The sequence below is a fragment of the Streptomyces rugosispiralis genome (genome assembly GCF_024505145.1).
In the GTDB taxonomy this organism is placed as follows: Bacteria; Actinomycetota; Actinomycetes; order Streptomycetales; family Streptomycetaceae; genus Streptomyces; species Streptomyces rugosispiralis.
In genome coordinates this window covers 17,250-39,413 of record NZ_JANIAA010000032.1, presented here as the reverse complement: position 1 = coordinate 39,413, position 22,164 = coordinate 17,250, and the positions used below count along the sequence as shown (strand labels likewise).

The 22,164-nt window shown below is 71.8% G+C and carries 12 protein-coding genes and 1 pseudogene; 3 read left to right on the top strand and 10 right to left on the bottom strand.

All coding sequences use genetic code 11. The annotated features are described in order from the left end of the window. Positions 1 to 26: 26 nt before the first annotated feature. Positions 27 to 752 carry a hypothetical protein gene (locus NP777_RS33970; protein WP_256654021.1) on the bottom strand — a complete coding sequence of 242 codons (726 nt, stop codon included), beginning with the start codon at positions 750 to 752 and terminating at the stop codon, positions 27 to 29. Between the two features lie 13 nt (positions 753 to 765). Between NP777_RS33970 and NP777_RS48860 the strand changes: the two are divergent. Next, positions 766 to 1,642: pseudogene (locus NP777_RS48860) on the top strand (AMP-binding protein); the annotation flags it as partial. 57 nt (positions 1,643 to 1,699) lie between these two features. Here NP777_RS48860 and NP777_RS33960 read toward each other — a convergent pair. The 9 genes from NP777_RS33960 to NP777_RS33920 all read right to left on the bottom strand — a co-directional run bounded on the left by NP777_RS33960 (position 1,700) and on the right by NP777_RS33920 (position 16,440). Beyond that, the gene (locus NP777_RS33960; protein ID WP_256654020.1) at positions 1,700 to 2,584 is read right to left on the bottom strand and encodes an NAD-dependent protein deacetylase; all 885 of its coding nucleotides are present in this window, start codon (positions 2,582 to 2,584) and stop codon (positions 1,700 to 1,702) included. Between the two features lie 216 nt (positions 2,585 to 2,800). Continuing rightward, positions 2,801 to 3,907: an acyl-CoA dehydrogenase family protein gene (locus tag NP777_RS33955; RefSeq protein ID WP_256654019.1), complete on the bottom strand. Its 1,107-nt coding sequence runs from the start codon at positions 3,905 to 3,907 to the stop codon at positions 2,801 to 2,803. Continuing rightward, positions 3,900 to 4,136, bottom strand: coding sequence for an acyl carrier protein (locus NP777_RS33950; protein WP_391858634.1), 237 nt, complete (start codon positions 4,134 to 4,136; stop codon positions 3,900 to 3,902). The genes NP777_RS33955 and NP777_RS33950 overlap by 8 nt, the downstream gene beginning before the upstream one ends. A 50-nt stretch (positions 4,137 to 4,186) precedes the next feature. Further along, complete coding sequence (locus NP777_RS33945) at positions 4,187 to 5,080, bottom strand: 3-hydroxyacyl-CoA dehydrogenase family protein (RefSeq protein ID WP_256654017.1); 894 nt, start codon at positions 5,078 to 5,080, stop codon at positions 4,187 to 4,189. Between the two features lie 109 nt (positions 5,081 to 5,189). After that, positions 5,190 to 6,299, bottom strand: coding sequence for a Rieske 2Fe-2S domain-containing protein (locus NP777_RS33940; protein ID WP_256654016.1), 1,110 nt, complete (start codon positions 6,297 to 6,299; stop codon positions 5,190 to 5,192). 10 nt (positions 6,300 to 6,309) lie between these two features. Continuing rightward, positions 6,310 to 7,782 carry a cytochrome P450 gene (locus NP777_RS33935; protein ID WP_256654015.1) on the bottom strand — a complete coding sequence of 491 codons (1,473 nt, stop codon included), beginning with the start codon at positions 7,780 to 7,782 and terminating at the stop codon, positions 6,310 to 6,312. Then, positions 7,779 to 8,807 (bottom strand): 3-oxoacyl-[acyl-carrier-protein] synthase III C-terminal domain-containing protein, encoded by a 1,029-nt coding sequence (locus tag NP777_RS33930; protein WP_256654014.1) that lies wholly within the window; start codon positions 8,805 to 8,807, stop codon positions 7,779 to 7,781. Before NP777_RS33930 ends, NP777_RS33935 begins: the two co-directional genes overlap by 4 nt. A gap of 17 nt (positions 8,808 to 8,824) precedes the next feature. Then, positions 8,825 to 14,911 carry an SDR family oxidoreductase gene (locus tag NP777_RS33925; RefSeq protein ID WP_256654013.1) on the bottom strand — a complete coding sequence of 2,029 codons (6,087 nt, stop codon included), beginning with the start codon at positions 14,909 to 14,911 and terminating at the stop codon, positions 8,825 to 8,827. After that, positions 14,908 to 16,440, bottom strand: coding sequence for an acyltransferase domain-containing protein (locus NP777_RS33920; protein ID WP_256654012.1), 1,533 nt, complete (start codon positions 16,438 to 16,440; stop codon positions 14,908 to 14,910). The genes NP777_RS33925 and NP777_RS33920 overlap by 4 nt, the downstream gene beginning before the upstream one ends. A gap of 1,008 nt (positions 16,441 to 17,448) precedes the next feature. Between NP777_RS33920 and NP777_RS33915 the strand changes: the two genes are divergently transcribed. Beyond that, the gene (locus NP777_RS33915; RefSeq protein ID WP_256654011.1) at positions 17,449 to 18,564 is read left to right on the top strand and encodes a M24 family metallopeptidase; all 1,116 of its coding nucleotides are present in this window, start codon (positions 17,449 to 17,451) and stop codon (positions 18,562 to 18,564) included. 182 nt (positions 18,565 to 18,746) lie between these two features. Beyond that, entirely contained in the window at positions 18,747 to 22,160 is a 3,414-nt protein-coding gene (locus NP777_RS33910) for a CARDB domain-containing protein (protein ID WP_256654010.1), read from the top strand. The last annotated feature ends 4 nt before the right edge of the window (positions 22,161 to 22,164 follow it).

The following is a 22,164-nucleotide window of genomic DNA, read 5'->3' as shown; positions in this document are numbered from 1 at the left end:
CACGACCGTAGGCGATCCGGCGGGGTTCATGACCGCGGCTCCGGGTTCCTGAGCGCCATGTCGGACAGCGCGTCCAGGCGGCGCAGATCCCGCTCGTAGCAGGACTTGCCGATGATGAAGGCCGCGCCGGACGCGACCGCGACGAGCGGGACCGCTCGCAGCGCGCCGAGCAGCCCGACGCGGTCCGCGAGGGCGCCCGTCACCGCGGGCCCGGGGGCGAGCCCGAGCAGGCTGTTGGCCAGGGTGAGCGTGGCCATGGCCGTCGCCGCGATGGCGGGGGTCAGATGCGCCACCATGGCGGCCGCGGGCCCGGCCGTGGCGTTGGACAGCAGGGCCCCGGCCCCGATCAGCACGAGTTGCGGGGCGCCCGTCGGCAGTTGGAATCCGGCCGTCAGCAGCACGAGCGAGCCGAGACTGCAGACGATCGCGACGGTCCACTTGGCCGCACCGGCCCGCCGGCTGACGCGGTCCGCGACCATCCCGCCGCCGATCATGCCGACGCCGGTGATCAGCGCGAAGACCCCGGCGGCCAGGCCGGCCTTCGCGGTGGGCATGGAGTAGTGGCGATTGAGGAAGCTGGGCATCCAGGCGAGCAGGGCCATCGCGATGAACATCTGCGGCCCGCTGCCGATGTAGGCACAGACCACGGAGACGGAGGAGACCAGCCGTGGCAGCAGGGCCCGGACGGGGGCCGGTTCGGCGGACCCGCCACGTCGAGCAGTGCGGTGCGGCGCGGCCTGACGTTGCACCACCGTGAGAGCCCGCCACCCGGCGTTCACATCACCGAAAATCGCGTTCCTGCTGCGGGATTCCGGGTCCCGCACCGTGGTGACGTCCCCCCTGTGCGCGGACGAGGTCACGACGGCCGCGGCGGAGGCCGGCGCCGAGTGTCTGGTCACCGACCCCGCGGCATTCGACGATCTCGTACGGGCCACCGCTCCGCTGCCCGGGATCGTCGACCGGGGTGCGGACGACGCCGCCGTGATCCTGTACACCTCGGGCACGACAGGAACCCCGAAGGGCGCCGAGCTGACCCACCGTAACCTGATGACCAACACGGTCACCACGGTCGAGGCGGTGCTCCACATCGGGCCGGACGACGTACTGTTCGGCGGCCTGCCCATGTTCCACGCCTTCGGGCAGACCTGCGCCCTCAACACCGCTGTCGCCGCCGGTGCCACGCTGACCCTGCTGCCGCGGTTCGAGCCGGCCAAGGCGCTGGAGATCATGCAACCCTCCGGACCGGCCGCGCAAGGCGGGCTCGATCGGCCTCCCCGTCCGCGGGGTCGAGTTCATGCTCGCCGCGGACGACGGCACCACGGTCGGGCCGGGCGAGGTCGGTGAGATCGCGATCCGCGGTGGATACAACGTCTATCCGCGCGAGATCGAGGAGGTGCTCTACGAACACCCCGCCGTCGCCGAGGCCGCCGTCGTCGGCGTGGAGCACGAGATTCACGGGGAGGAGGTGGCCGCCGTGGTGACGCTCCGGGACGGTGCGCACACCACGGCCGGTGAGATACGCGATTGGGTCAAACAGCGGGTGGCCGCCTACAAGTACCCGCGGATCGTCACGGTCACCGACGGGCTCCCCAAGGGAGCGACCGGCAAGATCCTCAAACGGGAGATCGTGGTCGGGCAATAGGCAATGGGCAATAGGCAGTAGGGAATGGGCCATAGGGAATGGGCAACAAGGGTCCGGCTACTGAGCGGGGATGCCCAGCCGGTCGGCCACTGCGGTGAGGGCCGTTCCCAGGGGGAGTGCGACCCGGGTGACGGCGTGCTGGTCGCCGCGGGTCGGGTCCAGGTTGACGATCAGCACCGGCTTCCCGGCTCGGGCCGCCTGGCGGACGAACCGGAGTCCGGACATCACCGTCAGTGAGGAGCCCAGGACCAGCAGCGAGGCCGCCTCGCGGACCAGCTCGCGGCAGTGCTCGACCCGCTGCGGCGGAACGGCTTCGCCGAAGAACACCACGTCCGGTTTGAGGATGCCGCCGCAGACCGTACAGGGCACCACGCGGAAGTCCCCGACCTGCTCGTCGGTGAGGTCGGCGTCGCCGTCCGGGTTGATTCCGGCGGCCACCGGCTCGAAGCCGACATTGGCCTCCGCCAGCCGCCGGGCGAGTTCGCGGCGTGGGCTGAAGGCCCCGCAGGAGAGGCAGACGACCCGGTCCAGGCTTCCGTGGAGTTCCACGACGTCCTCGCTGCCGGCCGCCTGGTGCAGACCGTCGACGTTCTGGGTGATCACGCCCGAGAGCAGGCCGTGCCACGCGAACGCGGCCACGGCCCGGTGCCCGGCGTTGGGACGGGCGCGGCCGAAGGTGCGCCAGCCGAGGTGGCTGCGCGCCCAGTACCGGCGCCGGGCACGGGCGTCGGCCGTGAAGTCCTGGTAGGTCATCGGGGTGTGCCGGCTCAGGCTCCCGCCCACGCCCCGGTAGTCGGGGATGCCCGACTCCGTGGAGATGCCCGCCCCGCTGAGCACCAGCACACCGCCGGTGCTCAGCGCGTCGGCCACCGGCTCCGGATCCGTACTGCCCGGCGGCAGGTCCTCGGCGGGGGTCCAGCTCAAAGTGGGGCGCATGCGCATGCCGCCAGAGTACGGAACGCGGCGCGGATGACGTCCGCCGTATGCGATTCGGGGCATCGTCGGCCGGTACGAGGCGGGCGCCTCCACCTGGCCGCGATGAGCGCGGCGCTGGTGTCGCTCATGTTCGGCTCCTTGTGACGGCGTGACGGCGTGACGGCGTGACGGCGTGACGGCGTGGCGTTGTGAGGCGGCGTTCTCCGGCGGCCACGGGCGAGGTCACCGCCGGCTGAGCGCGTGGTCGGCCAGAATCAGCTGGCACACCTCGTTGCTGCCCTCGATGATTTCCATGAGCTTGGCGTCGCGGTACGCCCGCGCGACGACGTGACCGTCCTGCGCCCCGGCCGAGGCGAGCACCTGGACCGCGGCGGCCGCGCCCGTGGCCGCGTGCCCGGCGCTGACGTACTTCGCCAGCACGGTGGCCGGGACCAGGTCGGCGTCGTTGTCGTCCCAGCAGCGGCTGGCGTGCTCGCAGGCCCGGGTGGAGACCTGCTCGGCGGTCCACAGGTCGGCCAGATGGCGGGCGACGAGCTGGTGCCGCCCCAGCGGCCGGCCGAACTGGTGCCGGGATCCGGCGTGCTCGACGGCCGCCGCCACACAGGCCCGCAGGATCCCGACACAGCCCCAGGCGACGGAGATCCGGCCGTAGGCCAGGGCCGTCGTCACGAGCAGGGACAGCGGCTGCCGACCGCCGCCCAGCAGCCTGCTGACCGGCAGCCGCACATCGTCCAGCCGGACCTCCGCGTGCCCGGCCGCCCGGCAGCCCAGCGGATCGGCCACCCGTCGCACCCGCACCCCGGGGGCGGTCCGGTCCACGACCACCACGGCACCTCCCTCCGCCATCCGGGCGACGACCAGGATCAGGTCGGCGTACGCGGCGGCGGTCACCCACTTCTTGTGGCCGCTGAGCCGCAGGGTGTCCCCGTCCACGGTGACGGTGGTCTCGATCGCCGACAGGTCGCTGCCCGCCTGGGGTTCGCTGAAGGCCACGGCCGCGGTGGCGCCCGAGGCGAGCCGTGGCAGCAGCTCCGCCGCCTGCTCCGGGTCACCGAGCCGTTCCACGGTCCACGCGGCCATGCCCTGCGAGGTCATGACGCTCCGCAGCGAGCCGCACAGACTGCCGACATGGGCGGTGAACTCGCCGTTGTCCGCGCTGCTCCACCCCGCGCCGCCGTACCGCGCCGGGATCTGGGCGGCGAGCTGCCCGGTGGCGCCGAGTTTCCGCACCACGTCCTCGGGCAGCCGGCCCGCCAGGTCCCAGCCGGACGCCCGGTCGCCGACCAGTTCGGTGACGGCCGAGGCCGCCGCGGCGACGGGTTCACGCACCGGAGCCGCCGGGGGCGGGCTGCCGGAGCCGTTCGACCAGCGCGGCCATCCGCCGCACGGTACGGAAGTTCTCCATCCGCAGGTCGGCGCCGCGGATGGTGATGCCGTACGACTTCTCCAGATGCACCACCAGCTCCATGGCGAAGAGTGAGGACAGCCCACCGGAGCCGAAGACGTCCTTGTCGGTCGCCCAGGTGGTGCCCGTACGCTTCGCCAGGTACCCCAGCATCTCCGTCTGGACGACGCTGGAATCCGGCACCGGTTGGTCGGATGACGTGGTCATACCCGTTCTCCCTCGTACTCGTAGAAGCCGCGCCCGCTCTTGCGGCCCAGGTGGCCGGCGCGCACCAGCTCCAGCAGCAAGTCACAGGGGCGGCAACCTTCGTCGCCGGTCCGGCGGTGCAGCACCCACAGCGAGTCGACCAGGTTGTCGAGACCGATGAGGTCGGCGGTGCGCAGCGGGCCGGTCGGATGGCCCAGGCACCCCTGCATGAGCCGGTCGACCGATTCGGCGCTCGCGGTGCCCGCCGCCACCACCCGGGCCGCGTCGTTGATCATGGGGTGCAGGATCCGGCTGGTGACGAAGCCCGGTGCGTCGTCGACCACGATCGGTTCCCGGCGCAGCGCGGTGAGCAGCGCCCGCAGCGCGTCCAGGGTCGCCTCGCCGGTGTGGGTGCCCCGGATGACCTCGACCGTCCGGATCAGACAGGGCGGATTCATGAAGTGGGTGCCGACCAGATCGACCGGCCGCGCCGTCGCCAGGGCCAGCTCGTCGATGGGGATCGACGATGTGTTGGAGATGATCGGGGTGCCGGGCGCGACCAGCGCGGACACCTCCGCGAGAACCTTCGCCTTGGCCTCGGCGTCCTCGGTGACCGCCTCGATCACCGCGGTGGGGGCCAGGTCACCGGCCGTCGGCAGGTCGGCGAGCGACGGGCCGGTGACGAGAGCGCCGGGGACGTCCTCATCCGGCAGCGCGCCCATCAGCCGTGCCATCCGTACCTGGTGGTCGATCTTCGCCGGGGCCTCGGCCAGCCGCCGCCGGTCCGGGTCGATCAGCGACACCGCGATCCCGTGCCCGACCGCCAGCGCGGCGATGCCCGAGCCCATCACCCCCGCCCCGAGCACCGCCAGTCGTCGCCCGGCGCCGGGCGTACCGTTCTCCGCTGCCATGTCGCCTCTCTCCAGCTCCCCGGCCCGGCCGGGCCGCGTCGAACACGGTGCTCGCCGCCGAAGCGGCCCGGGAGCGGCCTGAGCGCTCCCGGGCCGCCGTCGCCGGTGGTCACTCCTCCGAGCGGCCCGCCCCGGCCCGGGGCGGGCGCGGTGGCATGAGACCGCCCGTGGGTTCCGTGTAGAACTGCTGCGCCCACTGCCGGTACCGGCCGATCGGACCGTCGCCCTTGGCCAGCTTCGGGTGCTCGACATGCTCCTGGTAGTGCCACATCAGCAGGTCCGCGCCGGTGTCGACGCTCGCCACCCGCTGGAGGACGGCGCTGAGCAGCCGGGCGACGGGCATGGCCGCCGCGCGCCCCACCGCCCCGGGCACCCCGGGGATGCCGTTCAGCTCCAGCTTCGTACCGAAGCGGAGCTGGATGCGCCCCGGGCTGGTGGGGGTCGCGTGCAGCATCACGTAGAGGGTGCCCGCGCCCCGGGGCAGGACCGTGCGCGCCGCGATGGTGGCCAGTCCGATCACGGTGAGCGTGTAGGACTGGCGGAACCCGCGCATCATGGTGCCGCGGGCGGTCGCGGTGACGGTGCTGGTCGGCTCCCCGGCCACCGGAGCGCCCTCGATGTCGAGGCCCTTGAGACCGTGCAGTGCCGGCAGATGACCCCAGTCGAAGGCGTTCTCGATGACGTCCTGCGGGTGACCGGCGATGTCGAAGGTGTCGTGGCTGTACGGCTGCCGGTCGTCCATGGGGAAGACCGGGACCTCCCACTGTGGTGGCACGCCGAGGGCGTGCCACCACACGTAGATCGAGCCGTTGGCCTCGCACACCGGGTACTGCGCCAGCGACGCCTTCGGCGGTGGTTTGTCGTAACCCGTGCGCACACAGGTGCCGGCCGGGTCGAACGCGAACCGGTGGAAGGGGCAGACGATGTCCTCGCCCTCGACCGAACCGCCGACCCCGAGATGCGCGCCCAGATGCGGGCACCGCGGCGGGACGGCCCGCAGCACGCCCTTGGCCGTCCGGTAGAGGACGACCTCCGTGCCCGCGAGCGGACGGGTGGTGACGGATCCGGGCCGCACCTCGTCGGTGAAGGCCAGGCAGAACCAGCCGTTCGGATAAGGGAGGGAAGGAGTGCGCAGGCTGTCGGCCGGGGCCGCGCTGGGCAGGCTGACCCTCCGGGCGTTGAGAAGCTGCTTCACCAGGGGCTTCAGGTGAGGCTTCACGGCATCACTCCTAGTGCTTCACCGGGCAGCCGCCGGTGCCCGGTGGCGTGGACGGGTGGGCGGGTGCGGATGGCTGGGCGGGTGCGGACCGCGGCGTGGCCGCGTGCAGTCCGGCGTCGCCGGTGCCGCTCGTCCGACGCTCACTGAGCCGCAGACGCAGCCCGCGCGAACTCAGGCTGGTCTCCACCTTGGGCTGGAACGGCTGGTCGCCGACGGGGCTCAGCTCCCAGCGGGCGACGATGGCGGTGAGGGCCAGGATGGCCTCGGTGAGGGCGAACTGGTCGCCGATGCACTTGCGCGCCCCGGCGCCGAACGGGATGTAGGTGGCCCGGTCGGGCTGACCGCCGAGCCAGCGGTCCGGGTCGAACCGGTCGGGCTCGGGGTAGAGGTCGGGCCTGCGGTGCAGGAGGTAAGGGCTGAGCACGATGGTGCTGCCGCTCTTGAGCCGTACCCCGCCGAGTTCGGTGTCCTGCCGGACCGCGCGGGTCATCATCCAGGCGGGCGGATACAGCCGCAGCGTCTCGGTCACCACCCGGGCGGCCAGGTCCAGCGAGGGCAGATGCGCGGGATCGACCTTCCCACCGGCCAGGACCTGATGGGTCTCGGCCTGGAGACGGCGCTGGACGTCCGGGTTCGTGGCGAGCAGATGCAGCGCCCAGGCCAGGGTGATGGCCGTGGTCTCCATCCCGCCGAGGAAGAACGTGAGGGCCTCGTCGGCCAGTTCGGTGTCGCTCAGCTGCTTCTGGCCGTCCTGGCTCTCCTCGTCGACCGCCGCGACCAGCGTGGAGAGCAGGTCGGCATGGTCGGTGGGATCGGCACGCCGCTCGGCGATGATCTCCGCGATGGTGGCCGCCAGCCGGTCCCGGGCCTGGTCGTAACGCCGCTTCCGCGGAGTCGGCACCCGGCGCAGCAGGGCCGGTGTCATCATCCGGCGGAAGAACGCGGTCACGATGGTGGAGGTGTCGGCGAGGGCCCGTCGCATGGTCTCCGCCGGCAGCGAGCCGCTGAACATCGTCTCCATGGTGGCGCGCGTCGTCAGCGTCATCATTTCCTGGGTGATGTCGAGGACGTCGCCATCGCGCCAGGACCCCGCCTTCACCTCGGCCGCCCGGGCGAACACCGTCCCGTACCCGGCGAGCCGGGTGGGGTGGAACGACGGCTGGCACAGCCGCCGCTGCCGCCGGTGCAGGGGGTACGGGCAGGTGGACAGGCCGTCGCCGATGACCTCGCGGATCCGGTCGTAGATCGGGCCGCCCTTGTCGAAGACCCGGTCGTTCAGGAACACCTGCCGGGTCAGGTCCGGATCACAGATCATCATGGCGGTGCTCGGGCCCAGCCGGACGCGGACCATCTCGCGGTAGCCGGACAGGGACATGATGAACGCCAGCGGATCGCGGAGCAGGGGCAGCGCATGGCCCAGCAGCGGCAGGGCCCGCGGAGCCAGCGGCACCGACGCGGCGGTCGCCGTACTCGTGTCCGTCATGGACAAACTCCTTCTGTGTGTGAGCGACCGGCCGGTGCCGCGGCGACCGGATCGCGGGTGACCTCGAACAGCGCGGTGGTCCAGCGGAAGCCGACCCCGAAACTCACGACGAGGACGCGTTCCCCGGCGCGCAGCGTGCCGGAGCGGAACGTCCGGTCGAGGGCGAGCAGAACGTCGGACGGGCCGGCGTGGCCGAGGTGGCGGCCGTAGGTCCAGCTGGTGTCCTCGGCACGGAGGCCGAGCGGTGAGCCGCTGAGCAGCATGTCGAGCACGACCGAGCCGATCGCGATGGGCACCACGTGCGTGATGTCCGCCGGTTTCACGGCGGCCTCGTCGAGGACGGTCTCGATGCAGCGGTGGGTGGCCCGCTGCAGCACGTCGATATGGGGCATGAACCCGGACTCCTCGACGGGGGACCGCCGGGCGACACCGGTGTGGCCCTCCCTGGTCCGGGTCTGCGCCTCCAGCTGGGACTCCGTGACATGGGCGGTCGCCACCAGGCGGGCGAAGCCCGTCCCCCGGGTGAGGACGGCGGCGGCGCCCGCGTCACCGGCCACATAACCCAACTCCCGGGAGTAGCCCCACCGTTCGTCCGGGAACCGGGCACCGGTCGTGACCAGCGCGGCCTTCGCGTCCGGCCGGGCGGCGAGGTGGTCGGCCGCGGCGACGAGCGCGGCGGCCCCGCCGTCACTGGCGGCGCCGACCTCGATCCCGGCGGTGTCCCTTCCCCCGAGCACCCGCATCAGATAGGCCGAGGGCGTGTAGTGGTCCGGGTCCTGGAAGCCGGCGTGCACGAGCAGACTCAAGGAGGCACTGTCCACGTCCGCGTGGCGCAGCGCCTTGAGACCGGCCCGGGCCGCCATCTGCGTCGCCGTGTTGTCCTTCGAGACGGCGGCCGAGGTGAACCCGTTGAGCGCCATCATGGAGGGCTGCCCGGTGCCCGGTCCGCCCCGCGGCTCCTGCTCCGGCCTGATGGGGGGTATCCACGCGCCGGTCCCGGCGATCGTGATGTCCTGCCACAACACTGCTGTCTCCTCCGCTGTCACGAAAGGGGCGACTGGGGAACGCGGGCGCGGGGCCGGACCAGCTCTCCGCTGTGGTCCAGGGCGTGTGCGGTGACCCCCGTGATACGGGCCAGCACCTTGCCGTGACCGGTCACGGCGGTCAGGTCCCCGGTGGCGAAGTCGCAGTGCAGCCGGATGTCCGGGTTCTCCGCGCTGAGTTCGCAGTCGTTGCCCGGCCCGCTGAGATCGACCTCGTCGAGGCCGGCCATCGGGCCGACCAGCGGCGGGTGGTCACCGCGCGGTGGCAGCAGCAACAGGTGCACCATCGCGTCCAGCAGGATCGCCGGTACGGTCATCCCCGCCAGGGCCGGGGCCCACGCGGCGTGGTCCAGACCGAACCTGGCGCTGTTCCCGTCCGGCCCGCGGGCGTAGTCGCTGGTGCCGGCGAACGGGCCGGTGAGCGAGATCGGCGGGTCGGGGGAGTAGACCGGCATCGCGAAATCGGGTTCGGGCTCGTGGGACGAACAGTCGGGCGGTCCGGCGAGCACGGGGTAGCGATCCGCCAGCACGACCGTCGTCTCGCACAGCAGGTCGTTGAAGCGCAGTACCTTGCCGTTCTTGCCGATCCGGTGCGCCGTCATGCGGACGGCCACCTCGGCACCGTCGCGGCTCCGGCTGGTGACCCGGGCCTCCACCGCTACGGTACGCCGCGGTCCGGCGAGCCTGACCGTGATCGACGTCCGGCAGACGAGCCCGCGGAACCCGGTGACCGCCAGGCCGGGGCAGAGGGCCGCGGCCGCGGCGGCCGCGGCTTCGAGGGTGAACGTGCCGGCCAGCGTGTACTCGCCGTTGACCCGGTGGTGACGCATCCACCGCCCGTCCCGCTCGGCCAGGGTGCGCGGATCCCAGGTCTTGGTGAAGACGGCCCAGTTCCGGCCGCGGTGCAGAACGCCGTCGAGCAGCGGACTGGTCAGCGACGGATCCGGCGGGGCGGGCGGCGGCGCGTCCGGGGCGGGGATCCGCGGCTCACCGGCGGATCCGTAGGCGCTGGTCCCACCCGGACCGTAGGTGCTGATCCCACGCCGGGCCAGCAGGACGCGTTCGTCGTCCCGGATGAAGAACGCCACCCCGCCGGCCGGTGGCCGGGTCACGGCCGAGAGGAACTGGGCGCATCCCTGCTCGGTGCTGATGTAGGCGTCCATCTGGTTGCGTTTGAGGGTCTCCCGCATGGTGACGCTGCTGGCGACGCCGACCTCCCGCCAGCCGCTCCAGAGGATCGCCAACTCCTGGTGACCCTCCGGTCCGTGCCGCTGGGCCCGGGCGCTCGCGTACGCGAGGTACTCGTTGACGGCGCAGTAGTCGATGTCACCGGGTGCGGGAGCGAGCGTCGCCAGGGTGCTGAAGTTGCACCAGATCCGGGGCGGACGCCCGGCCAGGGCCCGTTTGAGGTTGCGGTAACCGGTCGCCTTGGTGGCCCGGACCGCCCGGAAGTCGGTCAGGGTCTTGGCGTGCAGCGCACGCGACCGCAGGTCGAGGACGGTGTTGATGAGCAGGTCGATCTGTCCGTGCCGGCCGACGACCTCGTCGAGGACGGCGGTGGTGGCCTCGGCGTCGAGGATGTCGCACACGCGGTGGTGGACACGGTCCTGGCCGCACAGTTCCGTCAGCCGCCGCACCGTACGGCGCACCTCCAGGCGTGCCTGGGCCTTCTCGTAGGCGGCGCGCAGCTCACCCACCGAGGCGCCGGGGCGTCTGCGGTGTTCGGCGGCGATGAACTCGGCCTGCGGCGGCAGCGCGTCGTCGGCTTCCGGCAGCGGGGTGCGGCCGATGACGTACACATGCGGCCGGTCGCTGGTACGGGCGATCGCGTGGAGGAGTTCGGGGGTGATGCCCCGGGCGCCGCCGAAGGCGACCACGACCGCGCCGGGCGGCAGCGAGGCCGCTCCCGCCGGGGGCGGCGGCGCGTGGTCGTCGGCGACGGCCAGGGTGAACCAGTCGCCCCCGCGGCAGGCCAGGGTGTGGGTCGGCACCTGGGCGGTGCCCGCACGCGCCAGCTGGTCCAGGGCGGTCGCGACGTCCGGCGCGTCGCTGAGCAGGGTCACTCCGCCGCACTGCGGGACTTCGGCCCGTACGGAGCGGACGAGGCCGGTGAACAGCCCGCTCAGCGGGGGCGGCAGGTCGTCCGGCACCGCGCCGAGCAGGAGCGCGCCGAGCGAGCCGCCGGTGCGCAGCGCGGGCAGCGCCGCCTGGAGGGTGGTGAACGTGAGGTCCTGGAGGTCCTCCATCCGGGTGGCCTCGGCGTCGGTGCCAAGGTCGTCCTCGTCGTCCTGGACGGGCAGCCGGGACAGGACCCGGATGTGGCGCGGGATGAACGGCAGGTCGGCCAGGGCGGCCGCGGCCTCCTCGGGCGGGACGTGGGTGGCGGCCCCGAGGCCCGGCCGCGTTGACCAGACGGCGATGTCCGGCCCGGCGGCGGCCGCGGCGAGATCCGGGGCGTCGGTGATGACGACGGTGCCCGGCGGGATCGATCGCGTGGCCGAGCCGTTCCGCGGCGGGGTCGTCGGGACGAATCGGAAGGTCTGACGGCGGCCGGTGAAGTCCTCGGCGTGCTCCGGCTCGGTGCGGGCCGGCTCCTCCTGGGCCGGGCCGTGGTGACGCGGGCCGCCCGGCCGGGTGAACCGGATCAGGGGTGATCCGGGGGCGGCGGGCGTCACGACGGTGTCCGCTCGGGTGGCGACGGCCTTGAGGACCGCCAGCAGGGCGTCCAGCGACAGATAGGTGTGCCCGGCGTCGGTCAGTACGGGAAGGGCGTGCCCGGGAGTGGCCGGGGACGCCGGATCGGTGGCGTCGACCGTAGTGGAGAGCGATCCCAGGACGGGCAGGCCGTGCTCCAGCGCGGTCGACAGCCGGGTGACCGCCAGGACGGCGGCGCCTTCCGCGATGGACCGGCCCTCCGGCACCAGATCGTCGAGGTGGCGGTCCCAGCCGCTGATGGGCCGCTGGCACACCGCGCCGACGAGGGCGAGGTCGCAGGCGCGGTGCCGGAGTTGACGCAGGGCCAGGTCGAGAGCGGTGTGCGCGGAGTCCCGGTGGGCGTAGACGCTGGTGCCCATGCCCCGGAAGTCGTAGTAGTTGGCCGCCCGGCCCGACAGGATGCAGGAGACCGCCCCGGTGAAGTCGTCCTCGTTCAGATCGCCGGGGATCACCCCCTTGGCCTCCGCCATCCCCTTCGCGAGGTACTCCTTGAGCGTCTGTGCCCGCACCGGGTCGGGCAGGATGTCGAACGTGGTGGCGCACTCGCCGGCGTGCACCCGCAGCGCGGCCCGGGTGTTGTGGGTGGTCGGCAGCGTCGCTCCCACGATCACCGCCGTGGTGGGCCGCAGGCTGACGCCCGGCTCGCCGAGCTGGTCCAGCAGCGGGCCGAGGGCCTGGAGCATCATCAGGTGGGCGGGGTCCATATGCCGCATCGTCAGCGGCGGGATGCGCACCTCACGCGGGGACGGCAGGGGGTACGGCATGCCGAAGTCGGCCTCCGGGAGCGGGCCGTCACCACTCAGCCAGGCGGGCACCTGGGCGGTGTCCAGACCGGGCAGGTGGGTGTTCCAGCCCACGACGACCAGTTGCTCCGTGTCCGCGGGAGCGGCACCGCCCCGCCGCTGCGCGGGGGCGGCCGACGGCACCCGGTCGGACAGGACCACATGCGCGTCCGCCCCTCCGAGGCCGAACGACGACACGCCGACCACGCGCGGCCGCGCGTCGTCCGTCGGCCAGGGCGCGTCCCTGACCGGCACGGTCAGCCGCGTGCCGTCCTCCAGCAGCGGGTGCGGATCGGTGACCACGGGCTGGCCGGGTACCGCCCCGCGTTCGAGCGCGACCAGCGCGTGCGCGACCGAGACCAGGCCCGCCAGCACGCCGGTGTGCCCGAAGACCTGCTTGTTCGACGTCAGCAGGCACGCCCGCTTCCGCGCCCCCAACCGGGAGAGCAGCGAACGCAGTTCGATCTCGTCGCCCACCGGCGTGCCGGTGCCGTGTGCCACCACCCAGTCCACGTCGTCGGCCTCGACGCCCGCGTCGGCCCAGGCGCGGGCGATCGCCAGCTCCTGCCCGCGGGTGGCCGGAGCGTGAATGCCCTTTCCCCGGCCGTCGGCGGCGAGACCGGTGCCCCGGATGACACCGAGCACCCGGTCGCCGTCCGCCACGGCCCGCGCGTACGACTTCAGGGTGAGCATGATGGAGCCCTCACCGATGAGGGTTCCGTCGGCCGCCTTGTCGAAGGGGCGTATCCGGCCGCTCATCGAGATGCCCTGGGCCCGGCAGAAGAGGGTGAACCCGATCGGCTCGATCACCGAGGTGCCACCGGCCAGCGCCACATCGCAGGAACCCTCGCGCAGCGCCTTGACCGCCGCGTCCAGCGCGAACAACCCGCTGGCACAGGCCGCGTCGAGGGTCAGGTGCTGCGCGTCGTCGGGGATCAGCCCGCGCAGCGCGTCGCGGGAGACGGACGCGGGCAGGTACGCCTTCGGATCCCCGCCGTCGCCGCCGTAGTGCGCGCTGATCGCGTGGTCGGCCAGCTCGGCCAGCCAGTCACCGTCCTGGTCGGCGGGGATCGCCTCGCGCACCATGCGCCGGTACTCGTCCCCCAGCACGACACCCTGGGGGCCGAGCCCCGTCTGGTCGTGGATACCGGTGGTCGTGGTGAGCCACCGGTCCGTCGGACGCCGGTGTACCCCGGCCAGGGCCTGGACGGCGCAGTGCCGCAGCCAGCGAGTGGTACGCGGCCACCCGGGGCGGTCGACGTTGCCGTCCGGTTCGGCGATCGAGGCGGGGTCGGGGACGAAACCCTGGACGTACGCGGCCTCGCGAACGTAGAAGGCGTCGGTCTCCTCCCGGGTGGGCGCCCAGAAGTGCTTCAGGTCGAAGGCGGACGGCTCGCTGGCGATCAGGGCGCCCTCGCGCAACCGGTCCCAGAACTCCGCCGTGTTGTTCGCGCCGGGGAGGACCAGGCCGAGGCCGACCACGGCGACGGCTTCGGGGTCCGCCTCCGGTGGCTGGTGGGGCGCTGGGGCTGGTGCGTTGCCCGGTGCCGGGTCCGCCGCGGATGCCAAGGCGGGCGCTGGCGCTGGTGCCGGTGCGGGTGCGGGTGCGGGTGCGGGCGTCTCCGGTGTTCGCTCCGGTGCCGGGGCGGCCACCGGTGCCGGTGCCAACGCGGGCGCCGGGTGGGCAGCGGCCGGTTGTTCCGGGGCGGGGCGGCTCGCCTCGGCCGACGCCGCCGTCGCTGCCGCCGCCGGCACCGGTTGGCGCCTGGTGGGCCTGCTCACCTGGTCCGCCAGCCTGCTGTGCAGCCGCAGGCCCTGCATCCCGCCGATGCTGATGCCGCCGTCGGCGACGATGGTCTGCCCGGTGATGAAGCCGGCGTCCTCGTGCAGGAGGTGGACGATCAACTTGGCCGCCTCCGGCGTCGAGAGGGTACGGCTCATCAGCTCGCTGGCCTCGGCCGGTCCACCGGGCGTCGCCGCCGGGGCGTCGAGGTTGACGACGATCTCGCTGGCGACGGAGCCCAGCAGCACCGTGTTGACCCGGATGCCCTGGCCGACCAGCTCGAGTGCCAGATAGCGGACCAGCGACTCCAGGGCCGCCTTGGTGACACCGCCGGGGCCGTAGCCCGGAACCGGCTGGTGCGCCCCGACGCTGGAGAGACACAGGATGCTCGCGCCGTCCCGTCCCGCCATCAGCTCGGCCGCCCGGCGCGAACAGTGGTAGGCGGCCATCACATTGGTGGACCAGGCCCGCTGCCAGTACGTGTCGTCGATGTCGAACAGCGGCAGGAAGGCCCCGCCCGCGGCGTTGTTGATCAGAATGTCCAGGCCACCGTGCCGCTCCTGGACCAGGTCGAACATCCGGTCGATCTCGCTGGTCTTGGCCACTGAGGCGCGGATGAACTCGCAGCTGTGGCCGGCCTGCTCCAGCTCCGCCCGCAGCTGTTTCGCCTGGTCGACCGAGTGGAAGTAGTTGACGATCACGTGGGCCCCGCTCCCCGCCAAGCGGCGCACGATGTCCGCGCCGAGGCTCTTCGCGGCCCCTGTCACCAGGGCGACCCGACCCCGCAGGTTCTCCGTGGAGGTCATACCCCGGCGCCCCCCGCCCGGGCCTGGACGACGGCCTCCGCGATCCGGCGCAGCGTGCCGACGGTCAGCAGAGAGGAGTTCGACCGCAGATCGGGCAGGTCGTACCGGTCGGACACCATCCCGAGCAGGGCGACCTGCTTGAGCGACTCCACCCCCAGCTCGGCCTCCAGACCGTCGTCCTCACCGAGCAGATCGGGCGGGTAGCCCAGGAAGTCGCCGTACAGCGTCCGCAACTCCGCCAGCACCGTTTCGTAGTCCACCCCGGCAGCGGACGGCGAGGCGACCGGGGCGGCCGCGACCGGGGCGACGACGGCGGGGGCGACGACGGCGGGGGCAGCCGGAGCCGCGGGGGCGGCCGGAACCGGGGCGGCCGGAACCGGAGGAGCCGCGGGGGCCGGGGAGGGGACGGGGGCGGCCACGTAGGACACCGGGGCCGTGGCCGGTGCGGACACGGCGGCCGGGACCGGCAGATCGGCGACGGCGAGTGCCGCGACCGATCCGGTCGGCGCGGGCTCACTCACCCGCGCGACGGGACCGTGTCCGTTGCTCGACGGTGCCGCCAGGCGCGAGCGGAACGGGCCACCGCCGGTGGACTCGGCGGCCAGCGTCCGGACGGCTTCGACCGGGTCGCTCTCGCTCAGCGGGACGACACACTGCACCCCGGGGATCGACGCCTCGACGAACTTGGTGACGACGGGCCACTCCCCGCACTCGACGAAGGCGTCGGCCCCGGCCGCGTGCAGGTCACGGATGGTGTGCAGGATCCGGACCCGGGAGGTGAGCGCGCCGGCGACCAGGTCGACCGGGTCGTCGTCGCCGACGTCCCTCCCCAGCCATGGGGAGCACACCCGCCAGCGCCCGGCGCCGTACGGAACGCGTGGCGCGGATTCCCGCAGGTCCCGGGCGGCCTGTGCCATCGCCGGAGTATGGGTCGGATGCGGGACGTCGAGTTGGAGGCTTGGCCAGCCGAGCGCGTCGGCCACTCGCTCCACATGCGCGATCAATGCTTCCGGGCCGCTGATGACGCTCTGCCGAGGGGCGTTCTCGCAGGCCAGTACCAGATGGGGATGGTTGATCAGCTCCGCGAGCGACTCCGCGCGGCGGCCGTCCACGCCGACCGCGAGCATCTTTCCGCCCCAGCTCTGCCGGGTCAGTACCTGGGACCGGGCCACGGCCAGGCGCGCGGCGTCCTCCACGGCCAGGTGCCCCGCGGCGGCCAGGGCCCACAGCTCCCCGATGCTCTGCCCGACGATCGCGAAGGGCTTGACGCCCTCGGCGATCAGCATGTCGTGTGTCGCGATGCTGACCGCGAAGATTTCCAGATACTGCACTTCGGGGCCGCGCCGGTCGCTCGTCTCGTTCTGTTCGACAAGCCGGGCACTGATGTTGGGCAGCCCCATTTCCAGGGCCGCCTTGTCGATGCGGGCCAGCGTCTCGCGTACGGCCTCGTAACGGTTGTGCAGATCGCGCAGGATGCCTCCGCGCGGGGCAGCAACCGTTCCCGGCATGACAAAGACAGAATCCACCATGTGCATCACCCTCATCTCCGTCCCGACTGCCGACGATGTTGCATTGGCTTAAGCCGGGGCCCTGAAACGCCACGACGGCGCGATGAAATCGACGACATACGTCCGCTTGCTGCGGTATATCGGAGCGGCGAGTCCAGCGAAATTCGACCCTGGCCACCCATTGTTGGTGGCCATTCCCGCAAATGCGTGACCCTTGAGGAGGGATTTCCTTACTGATCGGGTTCGCTGATTAAGGTAACTGGGCTTCTTTCGGGGGGTCAACGATCTTAGGGTCTCAGTTTCGGCCTAAGCTGATTGTGTTCATGACTAGTAAATTATGTGATGTCAGAGGACGATTGCGGTCTTGTCGCCCGGTAAGGCCTCGTGTTAGCTGCGTCGGGCCAAATATGGCATCAATGTCCGCAATGTCTCTTTTGATTCAAGACGATTGGGATGTTTGAACGTGAAACGTCCGGGATCTCGGTCACCCTTCGGCGAACCAATGTGGCCGAGACCGAGTACTTGCGTGCGCCAATCAGTTCGTTAACTGTTAGTGCTCCAGCCGGACTTCTGCATTTGCGCTGGTCAACGGCTTGGATGTGGGGAGCGAGGCTGGCCGGCATCCGCCGAGCCGACTTTCGGCAACGTGTCACCCCGTCTCCCCGCGACGAAATTGCGCGGTTGCGGAACGGTGATCGAGTCATTGGCCGTGAGCGGCCGGCGATAATTCAGGGACGCCTGTCGCCCCCACCGACGTAAATACACCCGAGGCCGTATCCGGTTCCGGGCGCCGGTGGCGAGACGGCTGGCAGTGGCCGAGTTCGAATGGACCGTTTGCCCGCGTGCCGCGCGAGCTCGGCGTCGTCGAGTGGAAGACATCCTGCGGGAAGCGGGACCCGTGCCCTTGTCGGGTTGCCGCTGAGCCGCACTCTGTGGAGGCTGAGGCCGTGCGGGGCCCCGGCCGGTGGAGGATGGTCCGGCCTGCCGCCTCGGCTCGGCCCGGCTCGACACCAGGATGGAGAACTCCCCGTGATCCCCACCGATCTCTACCCCGCCGACCGTCTGGAGCGCGCCCGCGAGGCCGCCGCCGACGCGGGTCTGGGCGCGCTGCTGATCAGTCCCGGCGCCGACCTGCGCTATCTGACGGGCTACCACGCCCTTCCCCTGGAGCGGCTCACCTGTCTCGTGCTCCCCGTGGACGGCGACCCCTTCCTCCTGGTGCCCGAGCTGGAGCGGCCCGCCGCGCTCGCGTCCCCGGCCGGGAACCTCGGCATCGAGATCGCCGGATGGGCCGAGACCGAGGACCCGTATGCCCTCGTCGCGGCCAGGCTGCCCGCCGGTATGGCGCGGGTCGGCGTCGACAACCACATGTGGGCCGAGAAGGTGGTCGCCTTCCGGGCCGCGCTGCCCGACGCCGGCCAGGCGCTCGCCGGAGAGGTGCTCGGCCGGCTGCGGATCCGCAAGACCGAGGCCGAGGCGGAGGCGCTGCGCAGGGCGGGGGCCGCCATCGACCGGGTGCACGCCCGCATGGGCGAGTGGCTGCGCGCCGGACGCACCGAACGCGAGGTCGGCAGGGACATCGCGGAGGCCATCACGGCCGAGGGCCATGTGCGGACCGACTTCGTCATCGTCGGCTCCGGACCCCACGGCGCCAGTCCCCACCATGAGCTGTCGGACCGGGTGATCCAGCCCGGTGACCCCGTGGTGGTCGACATCGGGGGGACCACCGAAGACGGCTACTGCTCCGACTCCACCCGCGACTACGTCGTCGGCGAGCCCCCGACGGAGTACCTGCGGCTGTACGAGGTGCTGTTGACCGCCCAGCGCGCCCAGACCGACGCGGTGCGGCCCGGCATCACCGCCGAGCAACTGGACGCGATCGGCCGGGACGTCATCACGGACGCCGGCTTCGGGCCGCACTTCATCCACCGCACCGGTCACGGCATCGGGCTGGAGACGCACGAGGAGCCCTACATCGTGGCGGGCTCCGCCCTGCCGCTGGAGCCTGGTATGGCCTTCTCCGTAGAGCCGGGCATCTATCTTCCCGACCGGTTCGGAGCCCGCATCGAGGACATCGTCATCTGCACCGACGACGGAGGTGAACGGCTCAACCGCACCAGCCGTGAACTGGTCGTACTTCCCTGACCGTCCCGTACGGCCGTCGGCCGCTGCGTTCCCGAACGATCCGTACCCGCCCGGTCGTTGACAAAGTCGATGAGCGGTAGAAATCTGACAAAGTATCGCCGCAAAAGATTGACTGAATCACTCAACTCTTGCACTGCGGCGGGCTCGGCTCCAGGTTCAGGGCGAGGGATCGAGAGGGCCTCATGAGAAGAAGTCAGCACGGCCGGCGGTTGGCCGCCGGGCTTGTGACGGTGGGTCTGCTCACGGTCGGGCCGCTGCCCGTGACAGCCCACGCCGCGGCGGGAGCCCAGGTCGCGGAGGGAGCGAATCTGGCGCTGGGCAGGCCGGTGACAGCCAGTGGGGCACACGGCTCCTACCCGGCGAGCAACGTCACCGACGGCAGCCAGGCCTCCTACTGGGAGGGTCCCGCGGGCTCGTTCCCACAGTGGGTGCAGGTCGACCTCGGCGGCAAGGCGGACATCGACGAGGTGGTACTGAAGCTCCCCGCGTCGTGGGAGTCCCGCACCGAGGCCGTGAGGATCCAGGCCGCCGCCGACGGCCAGGACTTCACCACCGTGGTTCCGGACGTGCGCAAGGACTTCTCGCCATCGTCCGGCAACACCGTGGCGTTCGACGTCACGGCCGAGGCGCGGTATGTGCGCGTACAGGTGACCGGCAACACGGGCTGGAACGCCGCCCAGCTCGCCGAGGTGGAGGTGCGCGGGGAGGCCGCCGGGGAGCCGCCCGGGAACCCGCCCGCGGGCACCAACCTGGCCCTGCGCAAGCCGATCGAGGCGTCGTCGACCACCCAGGACTACATCGCGAGCAACGCCAACGACGGCAGCACCGCCACCTACTGGGAGGCGAGCGGTCAGTCCTCGACGCTGACCGCGAGGCTCGGCGCCGACGCGGATCTGACCGGCGTCGTCGTCAAGCTGAACCCCGATCCCGTCTGGTCCACCCGCTCGCAGAGCGTTCAGGTGCTGGGACGGGCGGCCGGGGAGTCCGATTTCACCTCGCTGAAGGACCGGGCCGACTACACCTTCAGCCCGTCACAGAACAAGAACACGGTGACCATCCCGGTCACGGGCCGGTACGCGGACGTACGCCTGCGGTTCTTCGGCAACACGGGGGCCGGCGGCGGACAGGTCGCCGAGTTCGAGGTCGTCGGCACGGCCGCACCCGCCCCCGATCTGACCGTCACCGAACTCACCTGGTCGCCCGAGTCGCCCTCCGAGGCGGACGCGGTCACCGTCGAGGCGACGGTCCGCAACGCCGGGACGGCCGCCGCGCCCGCGACCACGGTGAACGTCAGCCTCGAGGGCGCGGTCGCCGGCAGCGGCGCCGTCGGCGTGCTCGCACCGGGCGCGTCGCTGAAGGTGCCGGTCAAGGTCGGTAAGCGGCCCATGGGCAGCTACACCGTCTCCGCCGTCGTCGACCCGGCCGACACGGTCCCCGAGCTCGACAACACCAACAACAGCCGCAACGCCGCCTCGAAGCTGGTCGTCGGCCAGGCCCCAGGACCGGACCTGGAGGTCACCGGCATCACCACCAACCCCGCCGGCCCGGCCGTCGGTGCCAAGGTCACCTTCACCGTCGCGGTGCACAACAGGGGTACGAGCGCGGTGCCCGCCGGATCGGTCACCCGGCTCACCGTCGGCGGGACCACGCTGAACGGCACGGCGGGCGCCATCCCGGCCGGTGGCACGGCCACCGTGGCGATCGCCGGCGACTGGACCGCCACCAGCGGGGGAGCGACGCTCACCGCGACGGCGGACGCCACCGGCACCGTGGCCGAGACCAACGAGGACAACAACACCTTCGCCCGCTCCCTCGTGGTCGGGCGCGGAGCCGCCGTGCCGTACCTCGAGTACGAGGCGGAGGACGGCCGGTACGACGGCACCCTGCTGACGACGGACGCCAAGCGCACCTTCGGGCACACCAACTTCGCCACCGAGTCCTCCGGGCGCGAGTCGGTCCGGCTCGACACCACCGGTCAGTACGTGGAGTTCAGCTCCACCGCGTCGGCCAACTCGATCGTGGTCCGCAACTCGATCCCGGACGCGGCGGGCGGCGGCGGCAGGGAGGCGACCATCAGCCTCTACGCGGACGGCACGTTCGTCCGCAAACTCACCCTGTCCTCCAAGCACAGCTGGCTCTACGGCACGACCGACGACCCGGAGGGCCTGACCAACCGGCCCGGCGGCGACGCCCGGCGGCTGTTCGACGAGTCCCACGCCCTGCTCACCGACACCTACCCGCCGGGTACGAAGTTCCGGCTGCAGCGGGACACCGGTGACGACGCGTCCTTCTACATCATCGACCTGATCGATCTGGAGCAGGTCGCGGCACCGGCCACCAAGCCCGCCGAGTGCGTCTCCATCACCGACTACGGGGCCGTGCCCAACGACGGCATCGACGACGCGGACGCCATCCAGCGCGCCGTCACCGCGGACCAGGAGGGCGCGATCCCCTGCGTGTGGATCCCCGCGGGTCAGTGGCGCCAGGAGAAGAAGATCCTGACCGACGACCCGCAGAACCAGGGCCAGTACAACCAGGTGGGCATCCGGGACGTCACCATCCGCGGTGCCGGCATGTGGCACTCCCAGCTCTACTCGCTCATCCCGCCCCAGGAGGCGGGCGGCATCAACCACCCCCACGAGGGCAACTTCGGCTTCGACATCGACGACAACACCAAGATCTCCGACATCGCCATCTTCGGCTCCGGCACCATCCGCGGCGGTGACGGCGGCGCCGAGGGCGGGGTCGGGCTCAATGGCCGCTTCGGCAGGAACACCAAGATCACCAATGTGTGGATCGAGCACGCCAACGTCGGCGCCTGGGTCGGCCGCGACTACTCCAACATCCCCGCGCTGTGGGGGCCCGGTGACGGCCTCGAGTTCAGCGGCGTACGGATCCGCGACACCTACGCCGACGGCGTCAACTTCACCAACGGCACCCGCAATTCGACCGTGTACAACTCCTCCTTCCGCAACACCGGCGACGACGCGCTCGCCGTCTGGGCCAACAAGTACGTGAAGGACACCTCGACGGACATCGGCCACGACAACCACTTCCGCAACAACACCGTCCAACTGCCCTGGCGGGCCAACGGCATCGCGGTCTACGGCGGCTACGGCAACACGATCGAGAACAACCTGATCTCCGACACCATGAACTACCCGGGGATCATGCTGGCCACGGACCACGACCCGCTGCCCTTCTCGGGCAGGACGCTCATCGCCAACAACGGCCTGTACCGCACGGGCGGCGCGTTCTGGGGCGAGGCGCAGGAGTTCGGCGCGATCACCCTGTTCGCCCAGGGCCAGGACATCCCCGGGGTCACGATCCGCGACACCGACATCCATGACTCCACCTACGACGGCATCCAGTTCAAGACGGGCGGCGGCGCGATGCCCGGCGTCCAGATCGGACACGTCACCATCGGCAAGTCCAACAACGGGTCCGGGATCCTCGCGATGGGCGGGGCGCGGGGCGACGCCACGCTGACGAACGTGAGGATCACCGACTCGGCTCAGGGCGATGTGGTGAAGGAGCCCGGCTCGCAGTTCGTGATCAACGGCTCCGCGAACCGGTCCTCGGCATCGCGCGATTGAGCGC